The 19,748-nt window shown below is 41.5% G+C and carries 19 protein-coding genes; 10 read left to right on the top strand and 9 right to left on the bottom strand.

Annotation, left to right across the window (positions count from 1 at the left end):
- Positions 1-178: 178 nt before the first annotated feature.
- The 4 genes from ABR397_RS03070 to ABR397_RS03055 all read right to left on the bottom strand — a co-directional run bounded on the left by ABR397_RS03070 (position 179) and on the right by ABR397_RS03055 (position 6,775).
- Positions 179-1,849 (bottom strand): solute:sodium symporter family transporter, encoded by a 1,671-nt coding sequence (locus tag ABR397_RS03070; protein WP_350304422.1) that lies wholly within the window; start codon positions 1,847-1,849, stop codon positions 179-181.
- Between the two features lie 118 nt (positions 1,850-1,967).
- Positions 1,968-2,954 (bottom strand): inositol 2-dehydrogenase, encoded by a 987-nt coding sequence (gene iolG / locus ABR397_RS03065; RefSeq protein ID WP_350304421.1) that lies wholly within the window; start codon positions 2,952-2,954, stop codon positions 1,968-1,970.
- A 358-nt stretch (positions 2,955-3,312) separates the two neighbouring features.
- Entirely contained in the window at positions 3,313-5,247 is a 1,935-nt protein-coding gene (gene iolD / locus ABR397_RS03060) for a 3D-(3,5/4)-trihydroxycyclohexane-1,2-dione acylhydrolase (decyclizing) (RefSeq protein ID WP_350304420.1), read from the bottom strand.
- A gap of 16 nt (positions 5,248-5,263) precedes the next feature.
- Positions 5,264-6,775 carry a CoA-acylating methylmalonate-semialdehyde dehydrogenase gene (locus ABR397_RS03055; protein WP_350304419.1) on the bottom strand — a complete coding sequence of 504 codons (1,512 nt, stop codon included), beginning with the start codon at positions 6,773-6,775 and terminating at the stop codon, positions 5,264-5,266.
- Positions 6,776-7,077: 302 nt separating this feature from the next.
- Between ABR397_RS03055 and ABR397_RS03050 the strand changes: the two genes are divergently transcribed.
- From ABR397_RS03050 to ABR397_RS03025, 6 genes are all read left to right on the top strand, one after another.
- Positions 7,078-7,911: a MurR/RpiR family transcriptional regulator gene (locus tag ABR397_RS03050; protein WP_350304418.1), complete on the top strand. Its 834-nt coding sequence runs from the start codon at positions 7,078-7,080 to the stop codon at positions 7,909-7,911.
- 220 nt (positions 7,912-8,131) lie between these two features.
- A complete protein-coding gene (locus ABR397_RS03045) occupies positions 8,132-8,527 on the top strand; it encodes a hypothetical protein (protein ID WP_350304417.1) in 396 nt (131 codons plus the stop codon).
- Positions 8,528-8,667: 140 nt separating this feature from the next.
- The gene (locus ABR397_RS03040) at positions 8,668-9,003 is read left to right on the top strand and encodes a tRNA-binding protein (protein ID WP_350304416.1); all 336 of its coding nucleotides are present in this window, start codon (positions 8,668-8,670) and stop codon (positions 9,001-9,003) included.
- A gap of 56 nt (positions 9,004-9,059) precedes the next feature.
- Complete coding sequence (locus ABR397_RS03035; protein WP_350304415.1) at positions 9,060-9,767, top strand: helix-turn-helix domain-containing protein; 708 nt, start codon at positions 9,060-9,062, stop codon at positions 9,765-9,767.
- A 67-nt stretch (positions 9,768-9,834) separates the two neighbouring features.
- A complete protein-coding gene (locus ABR397_RS03030; RefSeq protein WP_350304414.1) occupies positions 9,835-10,122 on the top strand; it encodes a type II toxin-antitoxin system RelE/ParE family toxin in 288 nt (95 codons plus the stop codon).
- 17 nt (positions 10,123-10,139) lie between these two features.
- Complete coding sequence (locus tag ABR397_RS03025; RefSeq protein ID WP_350304413.1) at positions 10,140-10,463, top strand: HigA family addiction module antitoxin; 324 nt, start codon at positions 10,140-10,142, stop codon at positions 10,461-10,463.
- Positions 10,464-10,528: 65 nt separating this feature from the next.
- On the opposite strand, the gene ABR397_RS03020 is transcribed toward ABR397_RS03025, so the two are convergent.
- Entirely contained in the window at positions 10,529-12,067 is a 1,539-nt protein-coding gene (locus tag ABR397_RS03020) for a peptide MFS transporter (protein ID WP_350304412.1), read from the bottom strand.
- 591 nt (positions 12,068-12,658) lie between these two features.
- Positions 12,659-13,600, bottom strand: coding sequence for a Kdo(2)-lipid IV(A) acyltransferase (locus ABR397_RS03015; RefSeq protein WP_350304411.1), 942 nt, complete (start codon positions 13,598-13,600; stop codon positions 12,659-12,661).
- Between the two features lie 265 nt (positions 13,601-13,865).
- Between ABR397_RS03015 and ABR397_RS03010 the strand changes: the two genes are divergently transcribed.
- Entirely contained in the window at positions 13,866-14,102 is a 237-nt protein-coding gene (locus ABR397_RS03010; RefSeq protein WP_350304410.1) for a DinI family protein, read from the top strand.
- A 258-nt stretch (positions 14,103-14,360) separates the two neighbouring features.
- A complete protein-coding gene (trhO, locus tag ABR397_RS03005; protein ID WP_350304409.1) occupies positions 14,361-15,419 on the top strand; it encodes an oxygen-dependent tRNA uridine(34) hydroxylase TrhO in 1,059 nt (352 codons plus the stop codon).
- Between the two features lie 64 nt (positions 15,420-15,483).
- On the opposite strand, the gene ABR397_RS03000 is transcribed toward trhO, so the two are convergent.
- The 3 genes from ABR397_RS03000 to pyrC all read right to left on the bottom strand — a co-directional run bounded on the left by ABR397_RS03000 (position 15,484) and on the right by pyrC (position 17,798).
- On the bottom strand, positions 15,484-16,086 hold the full coding sequence (locus ABR397_RS03000; RefSeq protein WP_350304463.1) for a response regulator transcription factor: 603 nt from the start codon (positions 16,084-16,086) through the stop codon (positions 15,484-15,486).
- A 203-nt stretch (positions 16,087-16,289) separates the two neighbouring features.
- The gene (bssS, locus tag ABR397_RS02995; RefSeq protein WP_011146095.1) at positions 16,290-16,544 is read right to left on the bottom strand and encodes a biofilm formation regulator BssS; all 255 of its coding nucleotides are present in this window, start codon (positions 16,542-16,544) and stop codon (positions 16,290-16,292) included.
- Between the two features lie 201 nt (positions 16,545-16,745).
- Positions 16,746-17,798, bottom strand: coding sequence for a dihydroorotase (gene pyrC / locus ABR397_RS02990; protein WP_350304408.1), 1,053 nt, complete (start codon positions 17,796-17,798; stop codon positions 16,746-16,748).
- Between the two features lie 618 nt (positions 17,799-18,416).
- On the opposite strand from pyrC, the gene ABR397_RS02985 reads away from it, so the two are divergent.
- Together ABR397_RS02985 and ABR397_RS02980 are read left to right on the top strand one after the other, a co-directional pair.
- On the top strand, positions 18,417-19,280 hold the full coding sequence (locus ABR397_RS02985) for a DUF6387 family protein (RefSeq protein WP_350304407.1): 864 nt from the start codon (positions 18,417-18,419) through the stop codon (positions 19,278-19,280).
- Between the two features lie 147 nt (positions 19,281-19,427).
- Complete coding sequence (locus ABR397_RS02980; protein ID WP_350304406.1) at positions 19,428-19,646, top strand: helix-turn-helix transcriptional regulator; 219 nt, start codon at positions 19,428-19,430, stop codon at positions 19,644-19,646.
- Positions 19,647-19,748 lie beyond the last annotated feature (102 nt).

Here is a 19,748-nt window from a genome sequence, read left to right as displayed (position 1 = left end):
TCAAGTTGCTGCTTTGTTGGCTGCGTTCACTTACCCCAGTCGCATAGTTATCTATGCTCCTGGGGATGCGTTCACTTGCCGCCGCGCTGCAACTTGAAATCTATTGGGTATATATAGAAAGTGTGTTTGTGGTTTTAATTAAGTTACCTCTTCCCTTTATTGCAGGGAAGAGATTTTTCTATTGTTTCTTAAACAGAGCACTACCCATTTTATAAAATACATAAAGCAGTATTAATGCAGCCGTCAGATAATAAATAACCATTATTATTGTGGGAATATTATGTGCGAGAAATACATACATAGAGATCGATCCCAGAACAATTAACCATGCAATAGGTTTCACCATAGACCACGGCGTAATATCTACCTGCTCGGTATAAACATCTTCAAATGGTTTGGCTGGGAAGAAGTAGCCAATAGCCAGCATGAAAATAATATTGAGGGCAAATAAAATACCGACTAAATGAAAGAAATGCAGGTCGATTTTTAAAATGAAGTTACAGATAATATAAGCGGACATACCGAATAACAGGCCGAGTTTAGCGGCAATAGGAGGCACACGTTTAGTCATCAAACCAACTAATACCACACTAAGAATTGGCGCGTTAAAAATTCCCTGTAATTGTTGAATAAGATAGAACAGACCATCCGGCGCATTAGCAACTAATGGGGCAACAATCATGGTTGTTAAAGCCAATCCAAGCCCCAGATATTTACTGACCGCGACTGTTTGAGCTTCGGTTGCTTTTTGGTTGATTCGTTGTCTGTAGATATTAACGATAAAAAGCGTTACAGATGAATTAAGTCCGCCACTGAATGTGGAGAATACGGCTCCGACAACGACAGCCGCAAAAAAGCCCACCAATATTTCAGGCAGAACCAGATGTACCAATTGTGGATAGGCATTATCTGGGTTGTCTATTTGTCCTTTGAAAATATGGAATGCAATAATGCCTGGCAGAATAATAATGGATGGAATAATAAGTTTAAAGAAGGCGCATAACATGACGCCTTTTTGCCCTTCGGCTAGATTTTTTGCACCAAGGGCTTTTTGAACGATTGATTGATTAGTACACCAGAAAAACATATTGGAAATAATTAAGCCAGTAAATAATGTGGAGAAAGGAACCAGAGAATCCTCGCTGCCGATCGAGTTAAATTTATCAGGGTTAGCATGGTAAACTTCAATTAATCCTTGCCAGGCATTGCCACTGCCGACATAGAGCAGGGCAAAAATTGTTACCATTAATCCGCCAACGATTAAGCCGACTCCGTTAATAGTATCCGCGACGGCAATCGCTTTAATACCACCAAAAATAGCGTAAATAGCGCCTAATCCACCGACGCCCCAAACCATAATCCATAATGCTGTGGTTTTATCGACACTGAATATATTTGAAATCTGGAATAGACTTTCCAATGCGATCGCACCGGTATACAGCACAATTGGCAGCAGTGAAATGACATACATAGCCAGGAACAGTATTGAGGTGATAAGCAGGGTATTTTGGTCAAACCGGCGTTCAAGATATTCCGGAATGGTTGAAATGCCAAGTTTCAGATATTTAGGCAGGAAATAAAGAGCAAATAAAACAATGGTAATAGCGGCTATTACTTCCCAGGCCATGACGATAAATCCGGTTCGGAATGCTAATCCATTCAAACCGACTAAATGTTCTGTAGAAAGGTTCATCAGCAACATAGAGCTACCGATATAAATACCGGTGAGAGAACGACCACCAAGAAAATAACCTTCAGTTGATTCTGTCAGACGGGCATTATGTGTTTTGTAATAAGCAAAACCAGCGACTAATAAGGTAAATCCAATAAATGAGAGAAAAGCGAGCATACTATCCTCCACGCCTGATTTACGGTTTTCAGGCAGCAATGTGCTAACGGGAAAGGGTGTTTTCCCGTTTTTATTGTGAAAATAAATTGTGAGTCAGTTATTCAGGCGTGGGCCTGTTTTATAATTTCATTTCTTTACCGGAGTGCAGGGATTCAAGAGCTTTATCTGCCAGATAGAGTGCCTGTTCGCCGTCAAAACCACTGCATTCTGGTATGGCGCGGCCAGCCATGACATTGACGAAATGATCCCATTCAGCAATGTAGGCTTCCCGGTAACGTTGCAGGAAGAAGTGCTCCGGTTTAGCTGCTAAACAGCCGGTGTTTTCCCAGAGTTCAACACTGTTTTCTTTGATGTTGCCGGCACTAAGCAACCCTTTTTCACCATGTAGTTCAATCCGCTGGTCATAGCCATAACCGGAGCGGCGGCTGTTAGTAATGGCTGCCATTGCCCCTGATGGGAATTTCATAATGATAAAAGCGGTGTCGATATCACCCGCTTGCCCAATTGCTGGATCAACCAGATTACTGCCTTGGGCATATATTGAGCATGGCTCTTCACCGATAATAAAACGTGCCATATCGAAGTCATGTATTGTCATATCCCGGAACATTCCACCAGAGATTTTGGCGTATTCAGCAGAGGGAGGAGAGGGATCACGGGAAGTAATCAACAGAGATTCGGCTTTTCCTATCGCGCTGGTGTCAAACAGTGTTTTTAACCGGCGGAATTGCGGATCGTAGCGACGGTTAAAGCCAATAAATAAGGGGACTTGATACTGTTTAACGGTTTCAAGACAGTGATGAACACGTTCAATATCAAGGTGAACCGGTTTTTCACAGAAGATTTTTTTGTGATGTTTTGCTGCGAGTTCGATGAGATCTGCATGAGTGTCGGTTGCTGAAGCAATAAGAACACCATGAACTTCCGGATCAGATATTGCCTGTTCAATGGCTTGTACTTTTGTCTGGTATTTCCGTGCTAAAGATTCAGCACTCTCTTGGTTTGGATCGATAACGGAATAAAGGCAGGTTTCTTTATGATTCGCGATATTCTCCGCATGTACCTGACCAATACGCCCGGCGCCAAATAATGCAATGTTAAACATAGATGCTCCTTGATACCTGGGTACTGCTGTTGGGATATTCAGGAATATATCAAATAAAACATTTATTTCAATTTAACTATATTTGGAAATTATGTTTTTGCGTGTCGGATAGCATTTTGTAATTACGATATTAAATTTGTGTTAATTAGATCACGTAAAGTAAGATTCATACTGGCCGGAATAAACTATTTTTCCTTTAAAAACAAATGAAACTATCGATTTGATTAAGTTATTGCTACGTTTAACATAAAGATTGGATAACAGGATAAAGCAATTCATTTTCGAAATAAAAATTTCAAAAATAGGAGCGGAAGTCATTAGGAAAAGTGGCCTGCCAGGCGGCAGGCCGTCAACTTTTTTAATACTGACGTATTTTGGTTGCAATCATCTCCTGCATTTTCTTTGATGCAGATTCTATAGCTGGATTCTCGGCTACCTGTGCCGTTCCTACTCGCCACCATGATTCATAGCCATGTGTCATGGTTTTAGGCAGCACTTTAATATCTATCAACACGGGTACGGTCTGTTTTCTGGCTTCTTGTAATGCGTAAAAAAGTTGCTGTTCGTCGTGAGCGCTGTAACTTTTGCAGCCGTAGCTTTCTGCATTTTTGGCAAAATCGACTTTAATCAGTTTTCCATCCATGTAACCACTTTCTGGGTTCCGGTAACGGTTTTCTGTGCCAAAGCTGCCCATCCCTTGGTTCATTTGCAGGTTGTTGATACAGCCGAATCCCGCGTTATCAAACAGCAATACGGTGATCTTGATATTTTCCTGTACCGCGGTTTGCAACTCCGAATGAAGCATCATATAAGAGCCATCACCCGCTATGGCATAAACGGGTTGGTCGGGGCAGGCGAGTTTGGCGCCAATAGCTGCGGCTATCTCATAGCCCATACAGGAATAGCCGTACTCAAGATGGTAGGTATCCGGTTGTTTAGGTTGCCATATCCGCTGTAAATCGCCGGGTAGGGAACCGGCCGCACCAACAATAATTGCTTCGGGTTCAAGGTGTTTATCCAGTAATCCCAATACCCTGGTTTGTGTCAGGCGGGTTTGTAATGTCTGGCTGTATTCTTCCAATTTATCATCAAGATGACCGGGAATTTCTGGAGTAAAACCTGCCTGATACTGAATTTCGAACAGGCGATTTAACTCTTTTCGCCACATTTCCCGTGCTTGAGAAATTTCATCCTGATAACCACTGCGATAACCCGATTGAATAAGCTGCTCTGCAATAGTATTTAATCCTGCTCGGACATCTGCTACGACAGGCACTGCATCCAGTTTACAGGCGTCGAATTCCGCGACGTTGATAGTGAGAAATTCAACATCTGGATTCTGAAACAGAGATTTGGATGCGGTGGTGAAATCAGTAAACCGGGTGCCGACACCAATAATCAAATCGGCTTCTTTGGCTATCAGGTTGGCTGCAAGACAGCCTGTTGCTCCTAAACCACCACAATTAAGTGGATGGTCAGCAACCACAGCACTTTTACCTGCCTGTGTTTCAGCAAAAGGGATATTGAAGTTTTCTGCGAACTGACGGAAAGCTTCATGTGCTTCTGAATAGCGCACGCCGCCGCCGCAGATTAACAAGGGTTTTTTCTTGCGGCTTATTAATGTCGCCGCATCGTTGATCATGGCGACAGATGCCGGGCGGCGTTCAATACGATGAAGCCGTTTTTGGAAGAAATAGTCCGGAAAATCCCAAATTTCGCCTTGAACATCTTGCGGTAGACAAATTGTGACAGCGCCTGTATCAGCGGGATCGGTCAGAACCCGCATGGCATTAATCATCGCGCTCATAAGTTGTTCTGGTCTGGAGATACGATCCCAGTAACGGGAAACAGGGCGGAAACAGTCATTTGTGCTGATAGTATAGTCATGGAATTGTTCAACTTGCTGTAAGACCGGATCAGGCTGGCGGCAGGCGAATAGATCACCGGGTAATAGCAACAACGGGATCCGGTTAGCTGTGGCGGTTGCGGCGGCCGTTACCATATTGGCGGAGCCAGGGCCGACAGATGAGGTCACGGCGAAAATCTGTTTGCGCTTTTTCTGTTTAGCAAAGCCGGTTGCGATATGAGCCATGCCTTGCTCATTGCATCCTTGGTAAACTATTAAGTGACCGGGATCTTGCTCCAGTGCTTGCCCTAATCCGACAACATTACCATGACCGAAAATGGTAAAAACGCCTCTGATGAATGGGTATTGTTCACCATCGACTTCCACATATTGTTGATTCAGGAATTTCACCAATGCCTGAGCGGTTGTCATTGTTGATTTGTTCATTTCACCGAGCTCCACTTTATTCCATCGTTGGCATGATAAAACTGCTGGAATGATGTTCTAACCTGATACTTTCCGGCCAACGGCTGGTAACTGTTTTCATGCGAGTGTAGAAACGAACACCATCATTGCCATGAACGTTAAGTGGACCAAAAATCGAACGTTTCCAGCCACCAAAGCTGTGGAATGCCATAGGTACCGGAATTGGGACATTAATGCCGACCATCCCGGCCTGTACATCTTCGCTGAATTGGCGGGCGGTTTCTCCATCGCAGGTGAATATGGCGGTCCCGTTACCATACTGATGGTGATTAATTAACGTTAGTGCGGTGGCATAATCAGGTACACGAACAATGGCTAGGACTGGGCCGAAAATCTCTTCCTGATATATTTTCATCTCTGGCGTGACGTTATCAAACAGCGTCGGGCCGATAAAATAACCATTTTCATAACCGGGAACGTTGAGTTGACGGCCATCGATCAATAGGCTGGCCCCCTGTTTTTCGCCACTGGCGATATAGTCACAGATTTTGTCTTTGTGCTGGGCTGAGATAACCGGGCCCATATCATTCTCTTTGCCTTCAATCATACCGGGGCCGATAGACATTTTGCTGATTTGTTGATGCAGTTTTGCAATCAGGGCATCAGCCGTTTCATCCCCAACCGCCAATACAACAGACAGTGCCATGCAACGTTCACCTGCTGCTCCAAAAGCCGCGCCCATAATTGCGTTACAAGTTATATCAAGATCAGCATCCGGCATAAGAATACAGTGGTTTTTTGCCCCTCCCAGCGCCTGACAGCGTTTCCCATGTGCAGAAGCGGTCGTATAGATGTATTCGGCAATGGGGGTAGAACCTACAAAGCTAACGGCCTGTACTCTCGGATCAGTCAGCAGGACATCGACTGTCTCTTTATCACCGTTGACAACATTAAATACACCATCGGGTAAACCGGCTTGTTTAAGCAGCAGAGCTAATTCAACAGCAACAGACGGATCTTTTTCTGAAGGCTTCAATACGAAAGTGTTCCCTGTCGCCAGCGCGATGGGAAACATCCACATAGGAACCATTGCCGGGAAGTTGAAAGGGGTAATACCGGCGCAAACACCCAAAGGCTGCATCAATGAGTGGCTATCGACGCCTGTTCCGGTATTCGCGGAATGTTCACCTTTTTGCAAATGAGGAATGCCGCAGGCAAATTCAACAACTTCCAGGCCACGGGTTAGTTCACCGATGGCATCTGAGTAGATTTTTCCATGTTCTTCTGAAATCAAGCGCGCTAATTTGTCTATATTGGCTTCCAGCAATGTTTTGAACTGGAACATCACACGGGCGCGTTTAAGCGGTGAAATTTTAGACCATCCGCGGTAAGCCTGATGAGCAATTTCAATTGCCTGTTCAACTTCATCGGCTGTGCTTAGTGCTACCTGACGTATCTGTTTTCCCGTTGCTGGATTGAAAACAGGAGAAAAACGAGGGCTGTGACTAGAGATGAGTTGCCCGCTAACATAATTCTTTACTTGTTCCATTCTGAGCCTCTCTTACCGATTTTAATGTTTGTACTGAATTAGAAACCTTAGTAATAGATATATGGAATATTTATTTCATTTTCAATCACATCTGGAACAATAAGCGATTAGTGTGATCGGAGTAATGTTTATGAATAACAGGTAATTAGGTGACTAATTAGTTGTTAATCAATATTATGACAATAATAAATCATTGTAATTAATAGATTATTTATTTCATTTCCAACTATAAAAATGAAATATGATTCATCTTATAGGGTAAAACTATTACAATTACCGGCAACAAATTTTATGGGGGATTTATGTCTGTAGCATTGAATTTGAGTGAATTTCAAGAACAAGTTCGTTCACGCTATAGTGAATTGAGTAAACGCTTGCAACAAGTAGCCCGATATGTACTGGATAATACTAATAGTGTGGCTTTTGATACTGTTGCTGTGATAGCCAGAGAAGCTGATGTTCCTCCATCAACACTAATTCGTTTCGCTAATGCGTTTAATTTCAGTGGCTTTAATGAAATGAAACAGCTATTTCGTGTGCATATGGTAGAAGAAACTGCCAGTTATACAGACAGAGCCAGATTATTCAGGGAATTGGATGGTGAGCAGGAGCCGCTGGAAGATCCACAACATATTTTGCAGGAATTTGCCCGTTCTAATGTGCAGGCTATGCAACAGCTGGCTACCCGAACAGCCCCTGAAGATTTAAAAAACGCGGTAGATTTATTGGCTCAGGCTAAGAATATCTACATTATTGGGCTGCGCCGTTCTTTCAGTGTGGCTGTTTATCTTTCTTATGCATTGAGTCATCTGGAATGCCGTCCATTATTAGTGAATGGTTTGGGGGGGATGTTCAGGGAGCAGATTAACTTAATTGGGCAAGAAGATGTTGTCGTTTCAATTAGTTTTACTCCTTATGCAGAAGAAACGCTGATGATCAGTGAGAGGGCGGCGAAGGCAGGGGCAAAACAGATAGTGATTACTGATAGTCAGATTAGCCCTCTTGCCAGTTTCAGTGATGTCTGTTTTGTGGTTAAAGAAGCGCAGGTGGATGCATTTCGTTCCCTGTCTGCAACGTTGTGTTTAGTGCAATCTTTGGCAGTTGCTCTGGCTTATCGGCAAGGAAACACTATTTAATTGTGAAATGATAATTTTGTATTCCTGATGAACATGTTAATGATTATTAACCCGCAGATACCTGCGGGTTAATTTCTACCAGGTTAGTATAAAAATCCCAGTTTAAATAAAATGTAAACCTGATATTGATAACTGACTTTTTATACGTAAATGTTGTTGATTCCTATTAACAATAATTATTTAATAATTGTTTGGAGTTATGGTTTTAATGAGGGATCACATGATGATTAAAGGATCGCGTTACGTTTTTGTCATTTTATCTGCAATTTCTTTCCAGGCATTTGCTTTAAATTTCCATTATAAAAGTGATATTCCGGCAGACGATAAGCCATCGGCAGAATATATGAAGCAGAGAGAAAATCTTGAGTCCAATCATTTGAATGTGGATAAGCTTACTGCGGATAATGAACTGGTGAAAAAATGGGAACAGGGAAAACAGGCTGAAGAAACAAAAAGATATGCTGAACATTGGCAGAATAATGAACGATTTAATTATGGGGTCAATGGAGGATTGAACCATGGGTTCAATGATTCAATCCTGCGGGATATTGAGCGAGCTAATCGAATTGAACAGAACGGGGGAATGACCAGAGGTAACTTTTTTGATAGGAAATGATCACTATTCAACGCTATTTGAATAGTAAATTGAATGAATTACCGGAAAAAGCAGCTTGTCGATAATTGTTGACAGCCTTTCGAAAGAATTTCCTCTACGGTCATGTGAATATAATGATTTCATACTGAGTGGAGAAAGACATGGAACAGATCGAATGGGCTGATTTTGAAAAAGTCGACATGCGGGTTGGCACAATTATTTCGGCAGGATTGAATGCCAAAGCCAGCAAACCTGCTTATAAATTACAAATTGATCTCGGTGAACTGGGCGTTAGAAATTCAAGCGCTCAGATAACCGCACACTACACACCTGAGCAATTAATCGGCCGTCAGGTTCTTTGTGTGTGTAATTTTCCACCAAAGCGGATCGCGGGCGTCAAATCAGAGGTATTATTAACCGGCAGTGTCGATGAAAATGGTGCGGTGGTGATCGCAGAATTTACTCTTCCTGTCCCGAATGGTCATAAGTTGTTGTAAATAACGCTATTTTGTTGTCGAATGATTGGAGTGTGTTTTAATCAGCGACAATAAATATGTCTCATCAATTACCTTCATTACATTTACGCCGGTATTCAGCTGAAACTATTAGCCATAGCCATCAGGGGTTATGGCAGTTTGTTTTTGGCTATAACGGGCAGTTGGAATTAAATGTAGAAGGGCAGCAAGGTGTTGTTAATTTCGGAAATGTTGCCATGATTCCACCGGATGCGAAGCATAGTTTTTCTGCTAAGGGTGAAAATCAGCAATTAGTGTTGGAATTACCTTCAGCACTGTTTGGGCAATTATATAGTGATTCTTTCTGGCAACCATTACCTGCATCTGCCCTTGCTCTTATTAAATGGCTGCACGATTACCCACAGCTACCCGCTAGCCATGCCGATGTTGCCCGTTTACTACTGGCTCAGTTACCACAAATCAGCTCGCCTTCAGCCCTGGTAGCAAAATTACATCAGGGGCTTGCCGGGCGTTTGCATGAAAAAATGACGGTGGTGGATATGGCCGATATTTGCGCGGTATCTCCCAGCACGTTGCACCGCAAACTTTTTATTGCAACTGGCATGAGCCCAATGGCTTATTTGAAAACATGCCGGATGAAACTTGCTTATAATTTATTGGTTAACAGTTATAAACCTTTGACTGATATTGCTTTTCTTTCCGGCTATGCTTCCCAGTCAGCTTTTACCTTTGCATTTAGTCAGCATTATGGCTGCACACCAGCCAGGCTGCGTAAGACAAAATGATATTTTCAGAATTTTATGACTTGATGCACAACGATATTGTGCGTAAAATACAGACAACGAGGATGTTATGGCGATTGAATTCAGGGATAGGTGGTTAGAAAGGTTTTATGAACAAGATTTACCACACAAATGTATACCTGTTTCTCTACAGAGCGCTTTATACAGGAAACTGCAAATTCTGGATGCTTCGGTTAAAGAAGCCGATTTAAGAATCCCTCCGGGAAACCATTTTGAACATTTAAATGGTTATTTAAGGGGATGGTGCTCAATAAGAGTAAACAGGCAATACAGGCTTATTTTTCAATGGATTGATGGTATTGCAGTTGATACATATCTGGATCCTCATAACTATTAAACTGAGGGAAATAAATAATGAGAAATACAAAACGTCGTCCTGCAACTGTGGGTGACATATTGGTGAGTGAGTTTCTGGAGCCTCTTAATATTGAAATTAATGTATTGGCTGAAGCTATGGGCGTTCATCGCAATACGTTAAGCAGAATTGTGCATGATAAAGGCGCGTTGACTGTTCCTATGGCAATTAAGTTGGCTGCGGCCTTGGGGAATTCTGCTGAGTTTTGGCTTAATATTCAGCATGCCGTTGAACTGTGGGATGTACGTAATCATGCATATCAGACGGAATCACTGAATGTAAAACAGATAGTTAAGCCATCAATCATAACGGCAGTGCACTGATGGATTTGTTGTTAAGAGCATAAAGCCATCTGAATCATAAGATGGCTTTATGCTGACTATCGATATTATTGAGTTTTCACTTCTGATTTATCGGCATTATTAAGCAGGCGGCGAATGGGGACAATTAACACCATCAGCACTGCTGCACAAATAACCAGAGCCAGAGAGACGCGGGAGAACAGATCAGGCAGGCTGTCCAGTTGATCTGCTCGAACATGCCCACCAATCAGACCAGCAGCCAGATTACCCAGTGCATTTGCGCAGAACCACAAGCCCATTACCTGACCACGCATTCGGGATGGCGCCAGCAGCGTCACAGTGGCAAGGCCAATTGGGCTAAGGCACAGCTCGCCGAGTGTCAGAAACAGAGAACTTGATACCAGCCAGAAAGGAGAAACGGTTTCACCTGTTGCCAGCACATTTTGCGCAGCCAGAATCATCACGCCAAAGCCACCGGCAGCGAACAGAATACCAATAATGAATTTACTGATACTGCTCGGGTTGATGTTGTTTTTTGCCAATCTGGGCCAGAACCAACTGAATACGGGGGCTAGCAGGATAATAAACAGTGCATTAATTGATTGGAACCATACTGTCGGGATCTCAAACCCCATCACTATACGGTTAGTATAATCATTGGCGAACAGGTTGAATGACGTTGGCGTTTGCTCGTATGCAGACCAGAAGAATGCAGCAGATATCAGCAGGATAAAACAGACCAGCAGGCGCGAGCGGTCACTACTGCTTAAGCCGGCAAACAGGAACAAATAGGCAAAGTAAAGTATTACACAGGATGAGATCACATAGACCATTGTGCTGGCTACGGCTACCGGATTGAATGGAATGACGCCAAGGATTAGCAGAGCAATAATGGCAATGATAGCGATAACAGCAGTAAAGACCCATTTTCCGACGTTTTTACGCTTCACTGTAGGGTGGTCCCAGCTTGAATCTAAACCACCTTCTTTATCATATTGGCGCATCAAAGGGATCGCGTAGAAACGGAATATCAATAGGGCAACCAGCATCCCCAATCCTCCGATACCAAAACCCCAATGCCAGCCATAGTCACGAACCAGCAAGCCTGTAATCAGAGGAGCAATGAAGGAACCGATATTGATTCCCATATAAAATAGGGAAAAACCGCCATCACGACGTGGATCATCTTTTTTATACAGTGTTCCGACCATAACGGTGACACAGGTTTTAAACAGTCCTGTACCTAATACGATCAGTAATAAGCCAATAAAGAACAAATAATGACTTAAAAAAGCAGAGAGAGCGATAGACAGATGCCCTAATGCAATAATGATCGAACCATACCAGACGGCTTGACGTTGACCCAACCAGTTATCCGCCAGCCAGCCGCCGGGCAGGGCTGTCAGATAAACACTGCCGGCAAAAATACCGACGATAGCAGAGGCTTGTTCACGGGGAATACCCATACCTCCATCATAGATGGATGCTGCCATAAACAAGATTAATAGCGGGCGAATGCCGTAGTAAGAGAAGCGTTCCCACATTTCGGTGAAAAACAGGGAGCTTAATGGATAAGGATGTCCGAAAAAGGTTCGGTTTTTTGTGTTGTTAATGGAGGATTGCATCTAAGTTTTCCTATAATACTGCACTCCAGGAGTGTCGTGCGTGCAACAAATCAAGCTTTTAAAAAGCGCTTTTAGCTTTGGTTTAGAGTAAACCAAAAAGCTACGTTTTTTTATTAAGTGACGTCCTGTCTTATTAATATATCTTTAACATACTTTTCGGCTAATTTTATTAACAAACTGGATATCTCTTACTTTATATTCCATTTTTCATAGCAAAGTTCGACAGAAATCCCATTTCTTATCACTGGTTGATTAAAGTGATGATGGGGACTATTGACTTATTTATGTTTTTCATGTTTCTGTAAATAAAAATATTTTAGAGTAACGAATTAAGTAATAGCTATGAAATATCAATAATCTTTTCAGAAGCCAGATATTGAGGGTGATAATGAAAGGTAAAAAAGTACAGTTGTTTGATTGTTAGCTTTGTGTTTATTTAGCTACTTTAGTTTTTATCTTTTATATGAAAATTGGTAATAAATCAGATTAAAAGGTATAACGTTAATATTGGAATAAAATAATGGATTATTAATCTGTGTGTGAAAGTCATTATGGCCGTTTCTTGGATAAAGAAACAGCCGTTAATGATATTTAATGGACTTTGTCAGCCTGCCCGTACAAAGAAGGATGACCATCAGGACGAGTTTTAAAGCGACGATGTAGCCACATATATTGATCAGGAGCTTGTAAGATCTCCTGTTCTACGACTTTATTCATAAAAGCCGCTGCTTTCACTTCATCGTCTTTAGGGAATCCGTTTACCGCGGGTTGAATAATTAATTCATAACCTTTTCCGTCAGGTAGACGGCGGGGGGTAAATGGGATCATTGCCGGATCAGAAAGACGCACAAGTATAGAGGTGCCTGTAGTTGTTGCGACATGTTCTACCGCAAATAGCGGCGCGAATACGCTGTTTCGTGGGCCGTAATCATGATCGGGCGCGTACCAGACGATTTCACCATTTTTCAGGCAGCGGATCATGCCTTTGACATCTTTCCTATCCAGCATACATTTGTTGGAGCGCAGTCGTCCCCATGTTTGTAACCAATCCATAACCGGATTATCATTTGGGCGATAAACACCAATTCCCGGATTGAGTAAACCGAGAATTCGGGCGCCCAGTTCCAGCGTCAGGAAATGAATACCGATCACAATAATTCCTTGTTCGCGAGCCTGGATTTTCTGGATATTTTCCCTTCCGGTAACTTTAAACCAGCGTTCCACCCGCCAGTCGGGCCAAAACCAGGCCATACCAGTTTCAAATACTCCCATTCCGACGGATTCGAAGTTTTTTATTAGCAGCTCATTGCGTTTTTCCTGGGGCATATCGGGAAAACATAGCTCAAGATTTCTTTCAGCAACTCTGGCGCGTTTTTTCAGAAAGCGCATGGAGAATCTGCCCAGACGGGTGCCTATCCAATAAATAATGGGATAGGGGAGCAGAACCAGCAAGTAAAGCAGGCTGATACCAAACCAGGTAAGCCAATAACGGGGATGAAGCAGTGAGCGTTGAAAAGAAGGTGCGTGTATCATGGATTCTCAGGTTATTTATGGTTCCAAATAAGATGGACAAAACAATTCGCCTATTGTGACACTTTTTGCTGGGATATCGAAGTTTTCAGATATGAAATGTTTAGGATATCGATTGTAAGTCATGTTCTGGCCGGTTCTACTAAACTGCCTGCTGCTTTCTTTCGTCAATATGTGGTGTCTTTGTCTGTTTTCCAGAAGCTATTTACAATTCACATGGATAATATTACTGTTTGTATAAACAGTGTTGTTTGTGGAGGGAAAAACTATGCATGTAGAAGTGACTATCGATAAATCTAAGAAGCTGCCAAAAGGTGCTGTCCCTGCTCTTGCTGTAGAACTGGATAACCGTCTTAAACGCCGTTGGCCTGAGGTTAAAACCAATGTGAAGTTAGCAAGTAGTGACGGGCTATCTGTCCGTGGCGGTACTCCCGATGATAGGAAAGCCGTTGAGGAAATTCTGCAAGAGACATGGGAAAGTGCTGATGATTGGTTCCAGCCCTGAATGAGGGTTAAGTTAAACTACAGCCAGTTAAACCAGTAGTTGCCAGCAATCTGAGGTGTTTATCCTATAGTTTGTGATGTGAGGGATTTCATAATCAGTCAATGGGAGGCGAAGACCTCCCATTTTATTATTGATTTCCTGTTACCGTGTTACAAATTACTACTCGTTGAAAATCATTTTCGTTATCATACGCGCTTGGTGGCGGAGGCCATCACTTATACATCGAATCTTATGACTTGAAATTCAGGAAAGTACACCATGCCAGTGTTACATAACCGCATTTCTAATAAAGAGTTGAAAGCACGTATGCTGGCGGAGACTCAGCCTCGTACTACCATCTCTTTTTATAAATATTTTAATATCTTAGATCCTCTGGCTTTCCGTAACAGCCTGTATCAACAATTTACTGAGTTTTCAGTATTTGGCCGGGTTTATATTGCCAAAGAAGGGATCAATGCACAGATAAGTTTACCAACTCATCGTCTGGAAGCATTCAAAGCTTTATTGTATGGCGTTGATCCTGCGTTGGATAATCTCAGGTTGAATATTGCACTTGATGATGATGGAAAATCTTTCTGGGTTTTGCGTATGAAAGTGCGTGATCGTATAGTGGCTGACGGTATTGAAGATGAAACTTTTGATTCATCAAAAACCGGTGAATATCTTAAAGCAGAGCAGGTCAACCAGATGTTGGATGATCCTGAGACGCTATTTGTCGATATGCGTAATCACTATGAATATGAAGTCGGGCATTTTGAAAATGCAATTGAAATTCCTTCTGATACCTTCCGCGAACAATTGCCAATGGCAGTGGAAATGTTGCAGGATAATAAGGATAAAAACATTGTGATGTATTGCACCGGTGGTATTCGGTGTGAGAAGGCCAGTGCCTATATGTTGCACAATGGTTTTAAAAATGTATATCACGTAGAAGGCGGCGTGATCGAATATGCCCGTAAAGCCAGGGAGCAGGGATTACCAGTGCGTTTTATGGGTAAAAACTTTGTATTTGATGAGCGGATGGGAGAACGTATTTCAGATGATGTCATTGCTCATTGCCATCAATGTGGTGCGTGTTGCGATAGCCATACTAATTGTAAGAACGATGGTTGTCACCTGTTGTTTATTCAGTGCCCGGAATGTGCCGCTAAATTTGAAGGTTGTTGCAGTGAAGCATGTGGGGAAGAAGTTAGGCTGCCAGAAACGGAACAGCGTGTTCGTCGGGCTGGTCGAGAAAATGGAGCAAAAATATTTAATAAATCCCGGCATCGTCTACAGGATGGATTGAATATTACTTCATTACAGTTGACTAAATAGTATTATTAATAGCTGGCACAGAGATTGTTGTGCCAGTTTATTTATTTTTAAGATAATAACTTTTTCAGTAGAGATATTTAAATACATTGTAAATAAAACAGAGTTCAATTCTATTATGTACTTTTATTTTCTCAGTAATATGCCTTTTATGAGAATATACTGTACTATTACTGATATTTAGTTTTTGAGATATCTGGTAATTTGGAATTTCTTTCATCCAGTAATCGATGATTTTATGCTCTTGCGGACTGAAAATAGAGCAGTCCTCATCAATTGTCATTCGATGTTTCTGAATTTCCTGTAATGTTATTTTACTCAATTTATTAAGTAAATAGGGAAGGCTTTTCTTTGCTAAAATAAAAGTATTGCTTTTCAGTGCAATATGATTTTCACAGTAAGGGTAGGCGCTATTAAGGTATATGTAGATACGTGTGTTATCTATAAGAGTAATAAATTTCTGTAAATTAGAACAATAATTAGAATGGTGACAATAATGAGTCAAATTAGCTAAAACAATATCAGGAGAAAAATGAGCTACAATATCTATAGCTTCATTAATTGAAGATGAGTCAACAATTTCAATATCTTCAACATAGTCATTTTTCTTTAAAAATTCACTGATACCTGAACGGGTGTAATAGCACTTTTCAACGACTAAGATTTTCATTATTGTACGTCCCTGTTCTTGTTTGGCCGAACTCACAATAAACGTCTTATCTATTGATAGTCAACTCGGCAATTGCGATAGTTAAGCCAGCTTAATCCGAAATTATTATCTAATGGTATGGTATTACAGAGAAAATGGTTGGGGTGAATCAATGTACCTCCAGGCCGGACACCCAATTATTTGGGTGTCCGGGCTTGAGATTATTAATGCTTAGTATGATTCAGATCGCTGTATTCTGAGGATTCGATCTTTTCAATTCCTGCCTGGAGGATGTATATCAATTGCTTTGCAATGTCAGTTGTCAACCATAAGGTTCTATCTACCATGACATGTTCTGGTGTTTGATCTTGGGAGGACAAATAGTGAAGGCGTAGCATCACAGCATCATACGTATCAACGGTACTGACATCCCAACCTACAACAGGATGCGTTTGAATAACTTCATCTTTACTGCCCATAAAACCTCCTAATCAGATCACTGCATTATTTATTAATATCATTGACTAAGAGCAAACTACCTCATTCTTGAATGAGTCATTATTAGTATATGCTTTTTAGTGAAAGTAAGAAGGTTTTTTGTTAGGAATTATTGACTCATTCGCTGGTGGGTTGATAGGCCATGTAAATTAATGGGGACGATGGCTATCCCCATGTGTATGTCAGTCTGCTATTTTTACTTCCCAGCGGGCATCTTCGCCAGCCAGAAATGGAATAAGTTTTTCATTGTTGCAATCAATGTGTTCAATGACCGTGGAAGATTTGCGAGTCAATTCGACAAAGCCTTCGTTGACGGGCAGTCCGTAAAATCCAGGGCCATTAAGTGAACAGAAGGCTTCAAAATGTTGTAATGCATTCATCTCTTCAAACACGGTTGCGTAAGCAGGTAACGCGGATGGTGCGTTAAATACGCCAGCACAACCACAGGATGACTCTTTTTTGTGCAGCGCGTGAGGTGCAGAGTCTGTACCTAAGAAAAAGCGATTACAGCCACTGGCGACGGCTGCCCGCAAAGCATCCTGGTGAATATTGCGTTTCAGAATAGGCAGGCAGTACAGGTGTGGACGTATCCCACCAACCAGCATATGGTTACGGTTAAACATGAGATGCTGTGGAGTCAATGTTGCTCCCAGATTATTACCGCCTTCCAGTACATATTGTGCAGCTTCTTTGGTTGTTATGTGTTCAAACACAACTTTCAGTGCCGGGAACTGATTACGCAATGGTTCCATTACCTGTTCAATAAAGCGAGCTTCTCGATCAAAAATATCAATATGAGAAGCAGTAACTTCACCGTGTACAAGCAGAGGCATCCCTAGTTTTTCCATTATTTCTAATAATGGGAAAATATTCTTTATATCAGAGACACCGTGACTTGAATTGGTTGTGGCATTGGCAGGGTAGAGCTTACAGGCGGTAAAAATGCCTTCTTTATAACCGATTTCTATCTGAGAACTGTCAGTAGAATCAGTAAGATAACAAGTCATAAGAGGCTGGAAATTATCTCCTTCGGGGATGGCTGCCAGTATTCTGTCTCGATAGGCTTTGGCACTAGCCGCTTCTGTAATCGGCGGAAGCAGATTAGGCATGACGATAGCCCGCCCGAAATAGCGACTGGTATAAGGAACGACAGTTTTTAGCATTTCACCATCACGGAAATGAATGTGCCAGTCATCAGGGCGGCGGATTTTTATTGTATATGAGTTAGTGGTCATGAAACCGGCTCCAGTATATATGATAGGAAGGAAATATGCTGAGTTCAGCATATTCAAGCCGGGAATGGATAATAAAGCTAAAACGGTTAAATAGCTATTAATGAATGTGATATTTAGTAAAAAATTTAGCCAAATCAATAAGTTTAGGGTAGTCAGAGGTGGATTTTCTTATCAAAAAGGAAATATGAGGGTAAAACAAGAAATGAAGTTGGCTCCTCTGACTGGACTCGAACTTCATCTGTACCTCCTGTTATTAATGGGATCGTGAAAACAACTCTATTATTTACCAACATATTTACCATCATTATTGTTTTCTTATGATTAAAATATCAATTAAAAACAATTTGTTGTTGTCGTAACCATCTAACTATGAGCACCTTGCATTACTTTCACTTTCAATATGATGTTGTCGCTATTTAGGTTAAAGTAATTGATATAAAACAATTAGTTATTGTTTAGTAAATAAAGGATGTTTAGTCAAGGCGAGATTGCTCATCCTCAAGGTTACTTGTCGGTTATCACACCATTTTGAAACCCCGCTCCACTTTTTCACTTTCTCTATCATATTGAATGGGCTAACTTTTATGAAACGTGAAAGTAACTGGCAGGACAAGAACAATGACTACACAAAAGGAAATGGAAGATATCAGGGCTGCCTTATCTTGGTTTGATGTGCGCCGATATGATGGCCTGAAAGATCTCACCTTAGAACAAATTTATGCTGAGCTTGAAAGACGGATGCTTGCTTACAAAACAAGGCAGCAATGGGCTACAGCAGGCAAAAGTAATCAAATGCAGGCTATATACCATGAGGCAAAAATCCAGTGTGGCGATGCGATACTTGAATCAGAATGGATTTCAGACAATCAGAGACTGTCACATAGCTATGCTGTCAGGCCAATGACCAGAGGTTCATTGTTTAACTATGGACGGGCGATGTATCGGCTGGAAACTTCTGAGCAAACGGATCCTGTTGCAGTGAGTTCCGACTACATCTCTGAGTATCTGAAACAAGGAGGCATGAACCCTGCTAACAAGATGCTGATTGAAATTGACTTGGAACAAGCCAGCAGTGACGATCTCGCAGAACACCTGAAAGTGCTGATTGCCCTATGGCAAAAGCACCTTAAAACGGCAAAACCCCCTAAACGAACTTTTCGCTTTGGTCATAAGACCTTTCAAAGAATACTTGATTACAAAGTCATCCCTTTAATGGATTTGATCTCATGGGAACAGACCAACAACGAAGGTAAGAACATACCGTTCAACATTTTAGCTGACATCCTGCATGGTAGTGGTGGAATCAGAAGCAGTGATAACATCAAAGATACTGATTATGATTACGCGAAAAGTTATCTCGAAAATGATGAGTATTTCAAGGTTTTAAATGATTTCTATATCAAAAACAATATGTTAAAGGACTGGGAGATCACTGAAGTCATAAAATTTAACGATAAAGCCTCTGAGAAAAATAGAAAGTAAACACAAGGGATGTTCACAATCTGCGAATGTCCCTATAAATAATATCCCACCAAAAATTTTCGCGAAACTCACGGTTAGCGAACGTCCCTAGTTTATAACCAGCCAAAATCCTAGAATTATCTCCATCGAACAACACAGGAGATAAACATGGTTCAAAACAAAACAGATAAACATCCGAAACTTATTCGTTTGCCCGAAGTAATCAGAAGAACGGGATTTGGTAAAACGTGGATATATACCCTTATAAGAGCGGGTAAGTTTCCTAAACAAGTTAAAACCGGAATGCGTTCTATAGCATTTATTGAAAGTGAGATTGATGCATGGATCGAAAATATTATTCATGCATCACGTACTCAGGCAGTTTAATAGATACTGTTAATATGATGATATAAGGAGGTTTTATGTAAAATCTGAAAAAGAAGTTTGCTATTAACAACATTCCCTACCGAAATAAAATAATACAGGTTT

It is taken from the genome of Photorhabdus viridis, assembly GCF_040256935.1.
GTDB lineage: Bacteria > Pseudomonadota > Gammaproteobacteria > Enterobacterales > Enterobacteriaceae > Photorhabdus > Photorhabdus viridis.
The sequence above is the reverse complement of the archived record's forward strand: the minus strand, read 5'-3'. Positions and strand labels throughout refer to the sequence as shown.